General features: G+C 71.1%; 17 protein-coding genes and 1 riboswitch. Of the genes, 7 read left to right on the top strand and 10 right to left on the bottom strand.

What is annotated here, in order from left to right; translation table 11 throughout:
- The first annotated feature begins 156 nt into the window (after window positions 1-156).
- The 4 genes from ABZ911_RS29015 (at window position 157) to ABZ911_RS29000 (ending at window position 3,097) form a co-directional block, all read left to right on the top strand.
- Complete coding sequence (locus ABZ911_RS29015) at window positions 157-1,470, top strand: site-2 protease family protein (RefSeq protein WP_358062663.1); 1,314 nt, start codon at window positions 157-159, stop codon at window positions 1,468-1,470.
- The gene (locus ABZ911_RS29010) at window positions 1,467-1,976 is read left to right on the top strand and encodes a MarR family winged helix-turn-helix transcriptional regulator (protein ID WP_358062660.1); all 510 of its coding nucleotides are present in this window, start codon (window positions 1,467-1,469) and stop codon (window positions 1,974-1,976) included. The genes ABZ911_RS29015 and ABZ911_RS29010 overlap by 4 nt, the downstream gene beginning before the upstream one ends.
- 9 nt (window positions 1,977-1,985) lie before the next feature.
- On the top strand, window positions 1,986-2,333 hold the full coding sequence (locus ABZ911_RS29005; RefSeq protein ID WP_358062657.1) for an MmcQ/YjbR family DNA-binding protein: 348 nt from the start codon (window positions 1,986-1,988) through the stop codon (window positions 2,331-2,333).
- 71 nt (window positions 2,334-2,404) lie between these two features.
- Window positions 2,405-3,097: a GAP family protein gene (locus ABZ911_RS29000; RefSeq protein ID WP_358062655.1), complete on the top strand. Its 693-nt coding sequence runs from the start codon at window positions 2,405-2,407 to the stop codon at window positions 3,095-3,097.
- A gap of 136 nt (window positions 3,098-3,233) precedes the next feature.
- Here the strand turns inward: ABZ911_RS29000 and ABZ911_RS28995 are convergent, their stop codons facing one another.
- The 3 genes from ABZ911_RS28995 to ABZ911_RS28985 all read right to left on the bottom strand — a co-directional run bounded on the left by ABZ911_RS28995 (window position 3,234) and on the right by ABZ911_RS28985 (window position 6,244).
- Window positions 3,234-4,187: a hypothetical protein gene (locus ABZ911_RS28995; RefSeq protein ID WP_358062652.1), complete on the bottom strand. Its 954-nt coding sequence runs from the start codon at window positions 4,185-4,187 to the stop codon at window positions 3,234-3,236.
- A 5-nt stretch (window positions 4,188-4,192) separates the two neighbouring features.
- A riboswitch (cyclic di-AMP (ydaO/yuaA leader) is annotated at window positions 4,193-4,332 on the bottom strand.
- Window positions 4,333-4,397: 65 nt separating this feature from the next.
- Window positions 4,398-5,468 carry a galactose-1-phosphate uridylyltransferase gene (gene galT, locus ABZ911_RS28990; RefSeq protein WP_358062649.1) on the bottom strand — a complete coding sequence of 357 codons (1,071 nt, stop codon included), beginning with the start codon at window positions 5,466-5,468 and terminating at the stop codon, window positions 4,398-4,400.
- Complete coding sequence (locus ABZ911_RS28985; protein WP_358062646.1) at window positions 5,465-6,244, bottom strand: DeoR/GlpR family DNA-binding transcription regulator; 780 nt, start codon at window positions 6,242-6,244, stop codon at window positions 5,465-5,467. The genes galT and ABZ911_RS28985 overlap by 4 nt, the downstream gene beginning before the upstream one ends.
- Window positions 6,245-6,335: 91 nt before the next feature.
- Here ABZ911_RS28985 and ABZ911_RS28980 point away from each other — a divergent pair, with 91 nt between their 5' ends.
- Together ABZ911_RS28980 and ABZ911_RS28975 are read left to right on the top strand one after the other, a co-directional pair.
- Window positions 6,336-6,872, top strand: coding sequence for a PepSY domain-containing protein (locus ABZ911_RS28980; protein ID WP_358062643.1), 537 nt, complete (start codon window positions 6,336-6,338; stop codon window positions 6,870-6,872).
- Between the two features lie 251 nt (window positions 6,873-7,123).
- Window positions 7,124-8,206, top strand: a complete 1,083-nt coding sequence (locus ABZ911_RS28975; protein ID WP_358062640.1) for an AI-2E family transporter — start codon at window positions 7,124-7,126, stop codon at window positions 8,204-8,206.
- Here the strand turns inward: ABZ911_RS28975 and ABZ911_RS28970 are convergent.
- Both ABZ911_RS28970 and ABZ911_RS28965 read right to left on the bottom strand, forming a co-directional pair.
- On the bottom strand, window positions 8,127-9,452 hold the full coding sequence (locus ABZ911_RS28970) for an NAD(P)/FAD-dependent oxidoreductase (RefSeq protein ID WP_358062637.1): 1,326 nt from the start codon (window positions 9,450-9,452) through the stop codon (window positions 8,127-8,129). The genes ABZ911_RS28975 and ABZ911_RS28970 overlap by 80 nt on opposite strands.
- A 10-nt stretch (window positions 9,453-9,462) precedes the next feature.
- Window positions 9,463-10,053 carry a TetR family transcriptional regulator gene (locus ABZ911_RS28965; protein ID WP_358062634.1) on the bottom strand — a complete coding sequence of 197 codons (591 nt, stop codon included), beginning with the start codon at window positions 10,051-10,053 and terminating at the stop codon, window positions 9,463-9,465.
- A gap of 65 nt (window positions 10,054-10,118) precedes the next feature.
- Between ABZ911_RS28965 and ABZ911_RS28960 the strand changes: the two genes are divergently transcribed.
- Window positions 10,119-11,366, top strand: a complete 1,248-nt coding sequence (locus tag ABZ911_RS28960) for an NAD(P)/FAD-dependent oxidoreductase (RefSeq protein ID WP_358062631.1) — start codon at window positions 10,119-10,121, stop codon at window positions 11,364-11,366.
- A 2-nt stretch (window positions 11,367-11,368) separates the two neighbouring features.
- Here ABZ911_RS28960 and ABZ911_RS28955 read toward each other — a convergent pair whose 3' ends face one another.
- The 5 genes from ABZ911_RS28955 to ABZ911_RS28935 form a co-directional block, all read right to left on the bottom strand.
- Window positions 11,369-11,635, bottom strand: a complete 267-nt coding sequence (locus ABZ911_RS28955) for a hypothetical protein (RefSeq protein WP_358062628.1) — start codon at window positions 11,633-11,635, stop codon at window positions 11,369-11,371.
- Between the two features lie 34 nt (window positions 11,636-11,669).
- On the bottom strand, window positions 11,670-12,308 hold the full coding sequence (locus ABZ911_RS28950; RefSeq protein ID WP_358062625.1) for a pyridoxal-phosphate dependent enzyme: 639 nt from the start codon (window positions 12,306-12,308) through the stop codon (window positions 11,670-11,672).
- 102 nt (window positions 12,309-12,410) lie between these two features.
- The gene (locus tag ABZ911_RS28945; protein ID WP_358062622.1) at window positions 12,411-13,301 is read right to left on the bottom strand and encodes an LLM class flavin-dependent oxidoreductase; all 891 of its coding nucleotides are present in this window, start codon (window positions 13,299-13,301) and stop codon (window positions 12,411-12,413) included.
- A gap of 18 nt (window positions 13,302-13,319) precedes the next feature.
- Window positions 13,320-15,377, bottom strand: a complete 2,058-nt coding sequence (locus ABZ911_RS28940; RefSeq protein WP_358062619.1) for a prolyl oligopeptidase family serine peptidase — start codon at window positions 15,375-15,377, stop codon at window positions 13,320-13,322.
- Window positions 15,374-16,009, bottom strand: a complete 636-nt coding sequence (locus tag ABZ911_RS28935; protein ID WP_358062616.1) for a uridine kinase — start codon at window positions 16,007-16,009, stop codon at window positions 15,374-15,376. The genes ABZ911_RS28940 and ABZ911_RS28935 overlap by 4 nt, the downstream gene beginning before the upstream one ends.
- Between the last annotated feature and the right edge of the window lie 78 nt (window positions 16,010-16,087).

Raw genomic sequence — 16,087 nt, 5'->3', positions numbered from 1 at the left:
CCCTCCACACACGCCTCGTCTCCCAGGGTGATCGCCCGGTCGCGGACTGTCAACGCAGTGTGGCTATTTCACAAAGCATGCGCAAGCCGTTCAGCTATGGAGACTTCGACTACTCTGGGGCTGTCAGGACCATCCGTCTGCCTGGAGCGCGCATAGATGAACTGGTTCTTCCTTGCAGGGATCGTCATCGTCGTGTTGGGGCTGATGGTGTCCATCGGTCTGCACGAGGTGGGCCACCTGGTGCCCGCCAAGATCTTTGGCGTGCGGGTGACGCAGTACATGGTCGGCTTCGGCTCGACGATGTTCTCGATCAGGCGCGGCGAGACCGAGTACGGCATCAAGTGGATCCCGTTCGGCGGCTACATCCGCATGATCGGCATGCTCCCGCCGCGTCCCGGCGACGACCCGACGAAGCTGCGCCGTGCCTCCACCGGACCGTTCCAGGGGCTCATCGACACCGCGCGCGACGTGGCCCAGGAAGAGGTGCGGCCGGGCGACGAGGACCGGGTCTTCTACCGCAAGAAGTGGTGGCAGAAGGTCATCATCATGTCCGGCGGGCCGGCGATGAACTTCGTGCTGTCGTTCGTCCTGTTCGCCATCGTGCTCATGGGCTTCGGCGTGCTGACCAACAAGCCGACCGTCTCGGCCATGTCCCAGTGCGTGATTCCGTACAGCCAGGTGCAGACCGACCCCAACCGCAAGTGCACCCCGGCGGACCAGGTCACCCCCGCCGTGAAGGCGGGTATGAAGGCCGGTGACCAGATCGTCTCGTTCAACGGGGTGCGGGTGGCCTCGTGGGACGCGCTGGTGGAGAAGATCCGCGCGAACGGCGCCGGCCAGGTGAGCCTGGGCATCGTACGCGACGGCGCGCCGCAGACGCTCAAGGTCGACCTCATCGCCCAGGACCGGCCCAAGGTCGACGACATGAAGACGATCGAGGAGGGCGTCGGCTTCCTCGGCGTCATGCCGACGCAGGTCATCGAGAAGAAGGACTTCGGCTTCGTCGTCGTCCACATGGGCGACCTGACCGGCAGGGTCTTCCAGTCGCTGATCAACCTGCCGGAGAAGATGGTCGGCGTCTGGAACGCCGCCTTCTCCGGCGACGAGCGCGACCCCAACGGCCCGGTCGGGGTGGTGGGCGTCGGCCGCATCGGCGGTGAGATCGCCGCCTCCGACGCGCCCACCGAGAACAAGTTCGTCGCCCTGCTGACCCTGCTGGCCGGGTTCAACCTGGCGATCGGCATGTTCAACCTGATCCCGCTGCTCCCGCTGGACGGCGGCCACATCGCCGGTGGCCTGTGGGAGGGGCTCAAGCGCGCCTTCGCCCGCGTCATGCGCAGGCCCGAGCCCGGCTACGTCGACATCGCCAAGGTGCTGCCGCTGACCTACGCGCTGGCCCTGGTGATGATCGTGATGGCCGGCCTGCTCGTATACGCCGACCTGGTCAACCCGATCAAGCTCTCGGGATGACCGCCCAGCCCACCATGGCCGCGGCGATCGACGTGGCGTTGCTCAGGCTGCGCCGGATGTGGGCCAGGCCGCTGCGCAGCCGCGGCGACCGGCCCGTGCACATGTCGAACGTGATGGTCCTGCACGCGGTCGACAAGCTGGCCGGAGCCTGCGACGAGGTCACCATCGGCGGCGTCGCCGAACACCTGGACGTGGACCCGTCCACGGCCAGCCGGCTGGTCAACGACGCGCTCGGCGCCGGGTTCGTCCGCCGGGAGGCGTCACTGGTCGACGCGCGCCGGGTCCGGCTCGTGGTGACCCCCAAAGGGCGGCGGGTGCTCGACGTCGTCACCCGCTACCGCCGCGAGTACCTCGAAAGCCTGATCGCCGATTGGGACCCCGCCGACCGGGAGAGGCTCGCCACGCTGCTCGGCCGCTTCGCCGAGGCCGCCGCCGCCAGGCCCGCCGACTCCGCCAGGCTTGACGAGCTGATCACCGAGGCGCTGCGCGACGAGGTCCCCGGATAGATTGCGGTCATGGACCCACTGGAGGAACTGCGCAGGCTCTGCCTGGCCCTGCCGGAGACCACCGAGCGGCTCAGTCACGGCGAGCCGACCTGGTTCGTGCGGGACAAGAAGACCTTCGTGACCTACGCCGACCATCACCATGACGACCGGCTCGGCTTCTGGTGCGCGGCTCCGCCGGGCGTGCAGGAGGCGCTGGTGGCGGAGGACCCGGCGCGGTTCTTCCGCCCGCCGTACGTGGGGCACCGCGGCTGGCTCGGCGTCTACCTGGACGTGCAGGTGGACTGGCCGGAGGTCGCCGAGATCGTCACGGACGCCTATCGGATGGTCGCGCCGAAGAGCCTGGTGGCGCGGCTGTAGTCACAAAGATGTACGCCTGTTTCGGCGTACAGGCGGAGTAGGGGCATCCCGGGGGCCGGGATGATCTGAGTATGTCGATCGGTCTGCTGCTCGCCCTGGCCGCCCTCGCCATCGTGGACAGCACGAGCTTCGGCACCCTGGGCATCCCCGTGTACCTGCTGCTGGCCGCCGAGCGGTCGCAGGTGTCGCGCCTGCTGATCTACCTGGCGACCATCGCCGTGTTCTACTACCTGGTCGGCGTCGCGCTGATGCTCGGGCTGTCGACCCTGCTGGACAACTACGGCGACGCACTGCGCAGCCCGCCCGTGTACTGGCTCCAGCTCGCCCTGGGCGTCGGGCTGTTCCTGCTGAGCTTCCGGCTCGACCCCAAGCGGCGGGCGAAACTGGGCAAACCGCCGCGGACGTTCGAGCCGAAGATCGGCGGGCCGCGGACCATGGTGCTGCTGGGCCTGACCGCCGGGCTGGTCGAGGTCGCGACCATGTTGCCGTACCTCGCCGCCGTCGGGATCATGACCGCCTCGGACCTGGCCGCGGCCACCTGGATCCCGGTGCTCGGCGGTTACGTCCTCGTCATGATCCTGCCCCCGCTGTTCCTGCTGGCCCTGCGCGCGGTCGCCCGCGAGAGCCTGGAGCCGAAGCTGGTACGGCTACGCGGGTGGATGACCAGGAACGCGGCCTCGATGGTGAGCTGGACGGTGGCGATCGTGGGCTTCCTCCTGGCCCGGGACGCGGCCGTGTCCCTGTTCTTCACCGGCTCCGCCTGACCGCCGTCAGCCGGTGAGGGAGGCGCCGACCATGACCATGCGCAGCGCTCGTTCGGCCGCCGCGTGCGCCGGCCACCAGGGCGATCACGACGAGGGCGCTCGCCGTGATCGCCAGGGCCCAGGGGACCGCGGGCGTTCAGTGCATGGAGATGTGGACGTGGTCGTAGTGGTTGGCGGTGATGCTGCCGCGGTTGGACATGGAGCGCCAGCCCGAGCCCTGGTTGATGCGCTGCTTCCAGATCACGTACTTGACGCCGAGCTTGTCCTTGTTCTTGACCGCCCACGCCGCGATCTGGTCGCCGAGGGTCTGGTTGACGGCCGACGGCGTGCTTCCGCCGGTGCTCAACATGAAGTCGCAGGCCCGCCCCAGCGGATGCTCTCCGCTGTTGTCCACGCGGTAGCAGCCCACCTCGTGCGGCAAGGTGAAGGTCTTCTTGAGGAGTTCCCGCATCTGGCGGGTGCGCAGGGTGATGTTGTCGGATCCGGACGGAAGCTGGGGGGCCCAGCTTCCGTCGGAGTTACGGCCTGAGCCGTACGGGATGAGGTCTTCGAGTTTCTTCTCGATGTCCTTGATCAGGTCCTCGGCCTCGGCGCGCTGCCCGGCCACCTTCTTCGAGTCGTCGCGGATCTTGACGGTGAGCGAGGCGGCCTGGTCGGCGGCGAGCTTCCTGGCGTCGCGGGTGGCGGTGACGGTGGCGACGACGGCGTTCTGCTCGGCCCTGAGCTGCTCCAGCAGGACGGCGTTGCTGAGGCTCGTGGACATCAGCAGGGCGGGCAGGCCGCCGTCGCCGGCCTGGTAGCGCATCTGGGTGATCTGCGCCGCCTGTCCTTCGGCCTTGACCAGCTCCTGCTGGGCCTCGGTGAGGCGTCGCTTGGCCGTCTTCTCGTCTCCGCGCGCCTCGGTCAGGTCGACCCGGCTCGCGTTGTAGGTCTCGATGAGCGTGTCGACCTGCTTGTTGAGCTTCTTCAGCTCGGCACGCAACTCGGCTTCGGTCGGTTTGGGGGCGGCGACCGCGGGGGCGGCCGGGCCGAAGGCCAGGGCCGCGGCGACGAGCACGCCGGCGGCCAGGGACGTGGGGGACTGGGCCACCACGTAGCTCCTCTCCTTCTGCCGACCGGGTTAGCTGACGGGTTCGGGCGGGAGAAGGCTTGCCCTACCACCGAAGTGGATTCACCCCAGATGCATGGGTCCCCGGCTCCTGGGGCGCACGCCCAGGATTAGGCGGCACGACTGTGGCAGTCGGTGCGAGAGGGATATTAGTAGTAAACCGCTGGTCACGCGAGTCCAAGCTGCGACCAATTAGTGATCTACCTGTGATCGAATCATCCCGGCCGCCTCCTCGGGGAGCACGTCGTTGACGAACGCGCCCATCGCCGACTCCGAGCCCGCCAGGTATTTCAGCTTCCCCGGCGCCCGCCGGATGCTGAACAGCTCCAGGTGAAGATACGCCAGGTCACGACCCTCCCGGACGGGCGCCTGGTGCCAGGCGGAGACGTACGGCATGACCACCCCGAACAGTCCGTCGAGCGCCCGCAGCACGCCGGTGTACAGCGGGCCGAACGCCGCGCGCTCCTCCGGCGTCAGCGCGACCAGGTCGGGCACCTGCCGGTGCGGGTACACGTGCACCTCGAACGGGTAGCGCGCGGCGGCGGGCACGAACGCGGTCCAGTGCTCGTTGGCGGCCACCACCCGGACGCCCGCGGCCCGCTCGGCGGCCAGGATGTCGGCGAACAGATTGCCGCCGGTGTGCCGGGCGGCGGCGGCGAGCTGCTGCCGGGTGCGCGGCGTGACATAGGGGTAGGCGTAGATCTGCCCGTGCGGGTGGGCCAGCGTGATGCCGATCTCGGAGCCGCGGTTCTCGAAGCAGAAGACCTGCTCCACGCCCGGGATCTCGGACAACTCGGCGGTACGGTCCGCCCACGCCTCCATGACGAGCCCCACCTGCGCCTCGGACAGCTGGGAGAAGGACGAGGAGTGCTCCGCGGTGAAGCACACCACCTCACACCGCCCCACTCCCGGCCGAACCTCACTAAGCCCCCCCGCATCCTGATAAATCCCGAGATTGGTGGAGAAGGAGGGGAAGCGGTTCTCGAACACCACCACGTCGTAGTCCGGCGCCGGGATCTCCGTCAGGTGGCCGGGGCGGGACGGGCACAGCGGGCACTCGTCGGCGGGCGGCAGGAACGTACGGCCCTGGCGGTGTCCCGCCATCGCCACCCACTCCTCGGTGAGCGGGTCGTAGCGCAGCTCGGAGGCGGGCGGCCGAGGACTCGGCTCGCGCTCGTCGAGCATGCTCCGATCGGCGTCGTCGCGCCGGTCGAAGTAGATGAGCTCCCTGCCGTCGGCCAGCCGGGCGACGCTGCGCTTCACTGACGGTCCTCCGCGATGATCAGTTCTCCGGCCCGTTCCGCGAGTTCGCGGCGGGCATCCTCGGTCAGGCCCGCGTCGCTGATGACGACATGGGCCTCCGAGAGCTCGGCGATGGTGCTGATGCCGACGGTGCCCCACTTGGTGTGGTCGGCCGGCACGACGAGGCGGTGCGCCGAGGCGACCAGCTCCCGGTCGGTCTCCGACTCCAGCAGGTTCGGCGTGGTGAACCCGGCCTTGAGGCTCATGCCGTGTACGCCCAGGAAGAGCGTGTCGACGTGCAGCCGCCGGATGGCGGCGACCGCGACCGGCCCGACCAGGGCGTCGGAGGGCGTGCGCACCCCGCCGGTCAGCACGACCGTGCGATCGGCGCGCGGGCTGCGGTGGAAGACCTCGGCGACGGGGATGGAGTTCGTGATGACGGTCAGCTCGGCCACGTCCACCAGGTGGTGGGCCAGTGCCCACGTCGTGGTGCCGGCGGACAGGGCCACGGCGGTGCCGGGACGCACGAGCTGGGCGGCCCGGCGGGCGATGGCGTCCTTCTCCGGCTGCTGGCGGGCGGACTTGGCGGCGAAACCGGGCTCCTCGGTCGAGCCGGGCCCGTTGATCGTGGCGCCGCCGTGCACCTTCTCCAGGAGGCCGCGCTCGGCCAGCGCCTCCAGGTCCCTGCGGATGGTCATGTCGGAGACGCCGAGCTCGCGGACGAGGTCGGCCACCCGGACCCCGCCGCTCCTGCGGACGCGCTCCAGGATCGCCTGTTGCCGTTGAGGTGCGAGCACAAGCTCTCCTTCCAACAGATTCCACCAAATTATGGCACAAGAATGTTGAATCATGGGGAGTGCGCTCGCGTCCACGGGTGATGACCTCTCCATGAGACTCACGCTCATCGTGCTCGCCTCGCTCGCCCTGATCAGCGGCTGCGGGGGAGGCGGCGAGACCATGGTCGCGCCGACGCCGACGCCGACGCCGAAGCCCACGGTCACGCCCTCGGCGATCAGCCTCACCGACGCCGCGAAGATCGCCGGCGAGCGCGGCAAGGTGGTGCTGCTGCAACTGGCCGGCGCCCAGCCGCCCCCGGTCTGGCTGGCGGCCGTCTACCAGGACGACGGCACGCTCGTCGACCTGCGCATCAGCGTCCTCGACGGGCGGGTGACGGGGGAGGAGCCCGAGCAGCCCGCCGACGCCAAGGAGGCCGAGAGGCTGCTGGCCCAGGACCGCACCGGGCTGCTGCGGGCCGCCGACCTCGCCGCCAAGACCGTCGAAGGCGCCACGCTGACGCGCGCGCAGCTCATGGACGTGGGCGGGCGCGCGGTGTGGGAGGTCGAGACGGTCACGCCCCAGCGCGTCATCTCCACCGTGGTCGTCGACGCCGCCACGGGTGAGCCGGCGGTGAAAGGGGAAAACTGAAAGGTGCTTGTCCCAGGGACGCCGACGCGAGAGGTTGGTCCCGCACACCGTACCCGGAAGAGTCGGAGGAGCACATGGCCAAGCGCGCGCGGCAGGGGAAGTCCCGCAAGAAGAAGAAGGCCAACCACGGCAAGCGACCGAACGCACGCTAGATCGCGGGGGAGCGGGTACGGCCGGCGAAGGCCGTACCCTCGACCTCTGGACGGCGCGTTGACCTGCGGCCGTCGCGGAGAGTCGCCATAGTGTGACGCATGACCTCGCGTGGCCTCAGGCTGCTGATCGGCCTCGCCGCCGCGGTGATCGCCCTGGTCGGCATCGGGCGGGTGAGCTCGATCGCGGGCCCGGCCTTCCTCGCCCTGGTCCTCACCATCGCGGTCAGCCCGATCAGGTCGCGGCTGCGCAGGCGCGGCGCCCGCCCGTGGGTGGTGGTGGCCGTCCCGCTGGCCGTGGTCTTCCTGGTGCTGCTCGCCTTCGGCGCGGCACTGGTCGTCGCGGTGGCCCAGCTCGCCGCCGTGCTGCCCGGCTACACCGCCAACTACCAGGCGCTGCTCGCCGACGCGGGCCAGTTGGTCCGGCAGCTCGGCGTCACCACCGACCAGATCAACGCCGTGATCGGGCAACTCGACCCGAACAAGTTGCTCTCGCTCGTGCAGAGCTTCCTGACCGGCCTGCTGGACGTCGGCACCGCGTTCGTGCTGGTCGTGCTGCTGCTGGTCGGGATGAGCCTGGACGCGGCGGTCCTGCAGGACGGGGTCAGGGCGCTGGAGTCGACCCGCCCGCACCTGGTGGACGCGTTGCGGGAGTTCGTCCGTAGCACGCTGCGCTACCTCGTCGTCTCCAGCGTGTTCGGCCTGGTGGTGGCCGTGCTGGACGCGGTGGCGCTCTGGCTGCTGGGGGTGCCGCTCCCGCTGCTGTGGGGGCTGCTGGCGTTCATCACGAACTACATCCCCAACATCGGCTTCGTCATCGGGCTGGTGCCGCCCGCGCTGCTCGCGCTGCTGGACTCCGGGTGGGTGACGATGGTGTGGGTGATCGTCGTCTACTCGGCGCTGAACTTCGTCATCCAGTCGCTGATCCAGCCGAGGTTCACCGGGAAGTCGGCCGGCCTGTCGACCACGATCACCACCCTGTCGCTGCTGGTCTGGACCGTCGTGCTGGGTGCCCTCGGGGCGATCCTGGCCGTGCCGCTGAGCGCGTTCGCCAGGGCCCTGCTGGTCGACGCGGACCCTGGCACGCGCTGGGCGATCCCGCTGGTCAGCGGTCGGGCGGCAGCTCGGCCAGAGCGGCTGAGACGGCCCGGTGGAAGGTCGGGTAGGCGTAGATCATCTCCCTGAGCCGCCGTACCGGGATCCTGGCGTGTACGGCGAGCGTCAGCATGCTCAGCACCTCGCCGCCCGACGGCCCCGCGCTGGTCGCCCCCACCAGCACCCCGTCGGCGGCGACGAGCTTGACGAACCCCTGCGCCTGCGCGATCCAGCCGCGCGACGACTCGGCCAGGTCGGTGTACCCGATGTTGACGTCGAGCCCCTTCTCCCGGGCCTGCGCCTCGGTGAGCCCGGCCGCGCCCACCTCGGGATCGGTGAACGTCACCCGGGGCACCGCGTGGTACTCCGCCTCGTGCCCCGACAGCCCGAGGATCTCCTTGACGATGATGTCGGCGTGGTACATCGCCATGTGCGTGAACGCGCCCTTGCCGACCGCGTCGCCCAGCGCCCACACCCCGTCGGCGGCGCGCATCCGCTCGTCCACCGGGACCGCGCGCGCGGACTCGTCCAGCCCGATCGCGCCGACGCCCAGCGCCTTCAGGTCCACCCGCCGACCGGTGGCGACCAGCAGTTTCTCGGCCGAGACGTCCGGCCCCAGCACGGTGAACCGCCCGTCCTCGTAGCGGATCCCGCTGGCCTTGGTCCCGGTGAGCACCTGGATGCCGTCCTCGGCGAACGCCTTGGCGATCAGCGCGCCCGCCTCGGGCTCCTCCAGCGCGACCAGCCGGTCGGCCGCCTCCACCACGGTGACCTCGGCGCCGAAGCGGGCGAAGACCTGGGCCAGCTCGACCCCGATAGCGCCGCCGCCGAGCACGACGAGCGACTCGGGCACCGCCTCGGTCTCGATGGCCTGCCGGTTGATCCAGTACGGCGTGCCGGCCAGCCCCTCGATCGGCGGCACCACCGCCTGCGACCCCGACGCGATCACGATGCCCCGGCGGGCCCTGATCACCTGCTCGCCGACGGTGACCTCGCCGGGCCCGGTGATCCGGCCGTGCCCCCTGACCAGGTGCCCGCCCTTGCCGGTGAACCGGTCGGCGGCCACCTTGTCGTCCCAGTCGTCGGTCGCCTCGTCCCTGATCCGGCGGGCGAGCCGGCTCCAGTCGGGTGTGACGGACGCGCCCGCCCGCCGCGCCTCGGTCAGCCGGTTCGCGGCGTGGATCATCATCTTGGACGGGATGCAGCCCCAGTAGGGGCACTCCCCGCCGACGAGGTTGCCCTCGACCCCCGCGACCTGCAGGCCCATCTCAGCCAGCCGGCCCGCGACGTCTTCCCCGCCGGGTCCGAGCCCCAGCACGATCACATCGACATCCATGGGGTCCACGTTAACCCCGTAGGTGCGATACCAGCCGGTTGATCTGCTCGGCGTAGTGTGCGGCGAAGTCGGGCGAGGCCGGGTCGGTGTCGTACACGGCCCGCACGAGCTGCGGGAAGGACACGCCGGCCGCCGCCATCGCGAACAGCGCGACCATCAGCGCGGCCGGGTCGAGGTCGGCGGGGAACTCGCCCGCCTCCTGCCGCCTGCGCAGGTCCTCGACGCCGCGCCGCATGCTCTCGGCGAACGCCGGGTCGGGCGGCCCGGCGTCGGCCAGCCCCTCCCAGAGCATCAGCTTGCCGAAGTCGCGGTGCTCCGCGTTGGCCCTGACGTATCCGGCGGCCAGCTCGCCCAGCGGCTGCGCGGGGTCGGCGAAGGCGCTCTCCCGGACCTGCCACTGCCGGGTCAGCTCCTGGTAGAGCCCCTCCTTGCCGCCGAAGTAGTAGGAGATGAGCTGCTTGTTGACCCCCGCCCTGGCCGCGATCTCGCCGACCCTGGCACCGGCGAAACCCTTGGCCGCGAACTCCGCGACGGCGGCCCGCACGATGCGCTGCTTGGTGCGCTCGGCGTCGCGCTGCTTCTCCTCGGGTGCTCTCCTCATGCGATCGACTTTATCAACCATCCGGATGGTTGACACAATTACCCAATTGGTTGATAGTCGAGGGCATGAGAACCCACTACGCGATCATCGGCGGCGGCATCGGCGGGCTCTGCCTCGCCCAGGGACTCCACAAGGCCGGCCTGGACGTGACCGTCTACGAGCGCGACCGCACCCCCGCCGACCGGCTCCAGGGCTACCGGGTGCACATCGACCCGAACGGCGCCCGAGCCCTGCGCGACTGCCTGCCGCCCGAGCTGTGGCAGGCCTTCCTCGACACCACCGGGCGCGGCGGGCAGGACTTCGCCTTCCTGACCGACCAGCTCAGGCACCTGCTTATGATCGAGAACCCGCGGGCCGCCGACCCCGTCGACGACCATCACTCGGTCAGCCGGATCACACTCCGCCAGGTGCTGCTGTCCGGGCTCGGCGACGTCGTCCGGTACGGCAAGACCTACGAGCGCTACGAGCGCACCCCCGGCGGACGGGTCGAGCTGTTCTTCGCCGACGGCACGAGCGCCACCGCCGACATCGTGATCGGCGCCGACGGCGGCAACTCCCGGGTGCGCGAGCAGTACCTGCCGCACGCCGAGCGCGTCGACACCGGGATCACCACGGTGGCGGGCAAGTTCCCGCTGACCGCCGAGACCAGGAAGCTGATCTCACCGCGCCTGGCCGACGGCCCGAACAACATCCTGCCGCCCAAGGGCATGGGCATGTTCTGCGCCCCGCACGACGTGGGCGGCGCCACCGTGGCGGGCATCGGAGCCACCGAGCAGGAGGGCGCCCTGCTGGACAACGGCAGCAGCTACCTCCTGTGGGCGTTCGGCGCCGCCAAGCACCACTTCCCGGGCGACATTTCAGAAATGTCGGGCGAGCAGCTCAAGGGCGTGATCTCCGGTCTGATCAAGGACTGGCATCCCGACCTGCGCAGGCTCGTCACCATGGCCCACCCCGACACCGTGTCCCTGCTGCCGATCCGCACCTCGATCCCGATCGAGCCGTGGCCGGCCACGACCATCACCCTGCTCGGCGACGCGATCCACAGCATGACCCCCATGCGCGGCATCGGCGCCAACACCGCCCTGCGCGACGCCCGCGCGCTGTACCTCGCCCTGACCGGCGGCGGCGACCCCGTCGAGGCCATCGCCGCCTACGAGAACGAGATGCGCGAGTACGGCTTCGCCGCCGTCCGCGACTCCCTCGCCGCCGCCCGGCAGTTCGTCGACGAGAACGCCCTGGCCAGGCTCGGATTCAAGACCTTCCTGCGCACCGCCCAGCGCTTCCCCTCGCTCAAGGCCAGGGCGTTCTCCTGACCTCACACCCGGGGCAGCCCCGACAGCGCGTCGTCGATCCGCTCCTGCGGCAGCGCGAAGTCCCGCATCTCCCCGGATAGGTACCGGTCGTAGGCGGCCAGGTCGAAGTGGCCGTGCCCGCACAGCGCGGTCAGGATCACCTTCTCCTCGCCGCTCTCCTTGCAGCGCAGCGCCTCGGCGATGGTCTCGGCCAGCGCGTGCGTCGGCTCGGGCGCCGACACGATCCCCTCGGTCCTGGCGACGCCCCGCCAGCTTCTCCCGCTTGACATCCTCCCCACGGATAAATCCGGGGGATTCCAGCCCTCACGGGTCGGATCTTCCTGCTTCACGGGCGACTGCCCACGCACACACGAAGGCGGGCGACTTGAGCACGCTGCCCAGCGCGTAGCGGGTGTCCTCGGCCGAGGCGGCGACCTCGACCGCCTCGCTGATCGCGATGCCCAGGCTCCCGGGCGAGCCCGGCTCGGCGGCCAGGATCTTGCTGCCCGCGATCGTCACCGGCGACGGGCTGGCGTGCACGGTCGCGCCGTACACGCGCATCAGCGAGCGCCGGTACGGCTTCTGGTCGTAGGAGGCGCGCACCATCCACACCTCGCACTCCAGCCCGAACTGCGAGCAGGCGAAGGCCAGCGCCGACCCCCACTGACCGGCCCCGGTCTCGGTGGTCAGCCTGCGCACGCCCTGCCTGGCGTTGTAGTAGGCCTGCGGCACGGCGGTGTTCGGCTTGTGCGAACCAGCCGGGGACACGCCCTCGTACTTGTAGTAGATCCGCGCCGGAGTGCCGAGTTCGCGCTCCAGGCGGCGGGCCCGGACCAGCGGCGTGGGCCGCCACATCCGGTAGACGTCGAGCACGTCCTCCGGGATCGCGAGGAACCGCTCGGTGCTCACCTCCTGCCCGATCAGCTCCATCGGGAACAGCGGTGCCAGGTCGTCGGGTCCCACCGGGCGCAGCGTCCCCGGGGGGAGCGGCGGCGGAGGCGGCTAAGGCAGGTCGGCGACGATGTTGTACCAGTGACTCGGGATCATCGTTCCAGTCTGCGCCCGTTATTCTTCGCGTTCCAGTGCGACCTGGCTGCGAACCTCGGGCACAACCTCCTCGGCGAACCTGCGCAGCTGGCCCTCCTGCTCGCCCTCCGGCCACAGCACGAAGGAGTCCATGCCGTGGCCCACCGCCAGGTCGGTCAGCTCCTCCACCCACTGCGCCACGGGCCCCTTGAGGAAGCCGTCCGAGCGCCCCTCGGTGATGACGCCGTTGACGTTGTAGAGCCGCCGGACGGCGGACGGCTCGCGCCCAGCCGCCACGGCCGCCTCGTCGATGCGCGCGTTCAGCTCCGGCAGCCGCTCCGGCCCCGCCCAGCTCGACGAGGGCAGCCAGCCGTCGGCCAGCCGCCCCGCCAGCGCCAGCGCCTTCGGCCCGCCGACCCCGAGCCAGATCCCCATCGGATGCGCGGGCACGGGCCCGGCCTGCGCGCCCGCGAGCCGGTAGTGCTCCCCCTCGACACGCAGGTTGCGCTCACCGCTCCAGATGGCCCGGATCACGGTGATCGCCTCCTCCAGCGCCCCGATCGCCTCCCGAGGCGTACGGCGGGGCCCGCCGTACGCCTCGATCGCGTCCCAGAACGCGCCCGCGCCCAGCCCGAGCTCCGCCCGCCCGCCGCTCAGCAGGTCGAGGCTGGCGGCCGACTTGGCCAGTACGGCGGGCGGGCGCAGCGGCAGGCTCGCCACATCGGGGAACACCCTGATCCGCGAGGTCGAGGCGGCGATCACACTCAGCAGAGTCCAGGTGTCGACGTAACGCCGCTGGTACGGATGATCCTGCACGCCGATCAGGTCGAGGCCGAGCCCGTCGGCCAGCCGCGCGGTCTCGATCAGCGGGTCATCGGCGTTCGGGACCAGGAAGTAGCCGAACTCGATGGGGCGTCCATAGTCACTCATACCAGCCTCAACCGCCGCTCAGGTCGTGGGCTTCCCCTTCAGGTGGCGGTCCAGGAAGTCCAGCTCCAGCAACAGGAGATTCTCGGCGATCTCCTCCTGTGGCGTCATGTGCGACACGCCCGACAGCGGCAGCACCGTGTGCGGGCGGCCCGCCGCGAGCAGCGCCGACGACAGCCGGAGCGTGTGCGCGGCGAACACGTTGTCGTCGGCCAGGCCGTGGACGAGCATGAGCGGCCTGCGCAGCTTCGGCGCGTCGGCCACGATCGAGCTGCGGTCGTAGGCCTCGGGGTGCTGCTCGGGGTGGCCGAGGTAGCGCTCCTGCCAGTGCGTGTCGTACAGGCGCGCGTCGGTGACCGGGGCGCCCGCGACGCCCGCGTGGAACGTCTCCGGGTGTCGCATGACGGCCGCCGCGGTCAGATAGCCGCCGTAGGACCAGCCCCTGATGCCCACCCGGCCGAGGTCCAGGTCCGGGTAGCGCTCGCCCGCCGCCCGCAGCGCGTCGGCCTGGTCCTGCAGCGCGCAGCTCAGCTTGTCGCCGTGGATGGTCCGCTCCCAGGCCGGGCCGCGGCCCGGGGTGCCCCGCCCGTCGGTGACGATCACGGCGTAGCCCTGGTCGGCGAACCACTGCGAGACCACGAAGGCGTCGAGGGAGCGCAGCACCTGGGTGCCGTGCGGTCCGCCGTACGGGTTGAGCAGGACCGGCAGTTGCGCCGACCCCGGCACGTGGCCGGAGGGGAGCAGGACGGCCGAGCGCAGCGCGCGCTCGCCCAGCTCGACCAGCTCCACCCGCGGGCGCAGCACGGGCGTGGCGCCGTGCGAGGTGATCGGGGTGCCGTTCGCGGTGACGCGGACGCCGTGCTCCTCCAGCGTGCGTGCCACGACCACCGTGGTGCCGCCCGCGCGGACGCCGTCGTGGACGCCCGGCTCCTTGGTGACCCGCACCAGGCCCGTGTCCCGCGCGTAGGTGTACAGGTGCCGCTCGGTGGGCTCCTCGCAGCCGAGGAACAGGACCGTGTCGCCGTCCACGCCCAGCACCGCGAGCACCTGCAGCCCCGGCGGGGTCACCGGCTCGTCGCCGACCACCAGCCGCCGGGTGTCGTCGCGGTCCGCGGTGAAGATCAGGTCGCCGCCCGCGGTGCGCGCGGGCGTCCCCCGCACCAGCTCCAGCCACGCCGGGTCGGTGTCCTCGCGCAGCACCCGGGTCTCGCCGCTCGCGGGGTCGGCCTCCAGGACGCGGGTCGTGCGCTGGTCGCGGCTCTGCACCAGCACCAGCGGCCCGTGCGCGTCCCACGAGGCGGCCGCGACGTACTCGAAGGCCGCCCTGTCCCACTCCACCTGGACCCGGGAGCCGTCCAGGCCGACCACCCAGAGCGTCACCTCGGCGTTGGCCGAACCGGCCCGGGGGTAGGCCATCGTGCGCGGTGGGGCGTCCGGATTGGCCGGGTCGCTCACGTACCAGCGCTGGATGCCCGCCGAGTCCACCCTGGCCACCAGCAGGGACGAGCCGTCCGGCGCCCACCAGTAGCCCCGGTGACGGTGCATCGACTCGGCGGCGACATGCTCCGGCAGCCCCCACACCACCTCGGGCCCGTCGGGCGCCACCAGCTCCCGGTCACCGTCGGCGCCCGTGACACGCAGCGCGCCGTCGCGGACGTACGCCACACGCTCGCCCGCCGGGTCGAACCGCGGGTCCTCCCCGCTGACGCCGAGCTCTTTCGTCTCACCCGTCGCCAGGTCGGCCGTCCAGAGGTGGCCGCCCAGCGCGTACACGGCCTTGGTCACGGCCGCGTCCGTGGCGTAGGCGACGATCCCGTGCGCCTGCTCCCTCGTCCGCTCCCTGCGGGCCCGCTCCGCCTCCGACAGCTCGCCCTCAGGGCCACCGCCCGGGTCGGCGACCAGCCGCTCCTCACCGGTGCCCACCTGGAGCGTCCACAGCCGGTTCACCCGATCGTCCCCGGCGAGCGAACGGAGGAAGACGACCCGGGACCCGTCCGGGGAGACGGTGAAGTCACGGGGGACCCCCAGCCGGAAACGGGTGGTCCTGGCATTCTGCCGCGGCAGCGAGATAGCGGTCATTCCGCGATCTTATGGACCAAAGCCGGATGATGGGGGTCGTCCACCTTGACGACCACATCGGCCGTCCGCGCCGGCCCCACCTCCCGCTCGTAGCGCGCGTAGGCGGGCAGCGTCCACTTCCACTCCTCCGGCGTACGGCGAGCCAGCGCCCGATCCGACATCCACAGATGCACGCTCACCTCGAACGGCAACCCCCGCCCGAGCAGCAAACCCCCGTCCAGCACCACCACCCCGCCGACCGGCACCGTCACATACGGCACCCGCCACGCCCGATCGGTCGCGCTGTCCCACAACGCGGGCAGCACCTGGCCCGTCCGCCCCCGCTCCAGCGGCCCGAGCACCTCGCGCCGCAACGCCGGGACGTCCAGCCAGTCGTCGTAGAAGGCGTCCGGGTCGGTTCTGCCGTACTCCAGCCGCAGCGACGCCGGCCGCAGGAAGTCCTCCGCCGACACCCGCACCACGGCCCGCCCGCGCAACCTCAGCGGATCCACCAGCCGATCGGCCAGCCGCCCCGGCCCGGCCACCGGCGCCCCGTCGACCACGACCCGCACCCAGGCGTCCCCGGGCATCGACGCGACCCGGTCGGCGAGTTCCGCCACGAGCACGTCGGGGGAGATGGGGCGAGCACGCATCCCACCATCATCCCGGCATCGATCGACGGCCGGTCCTCGTCGGCAACGCGGGTGGCACGGAAGCCCCGGGGAAATTAG

This window comes from Nonomuraea sp. NPDC046570 (assembly GCF_040645915.1).
Classification (GTDB): Bacteria; Actinomycetota; Actinomycetes; order Streptosporangiales; family Streptosporangiaceae; genus Nonomuraea.
This window is presented reverse-complemented; position numbering and strand designations above follow the sequence as displayed.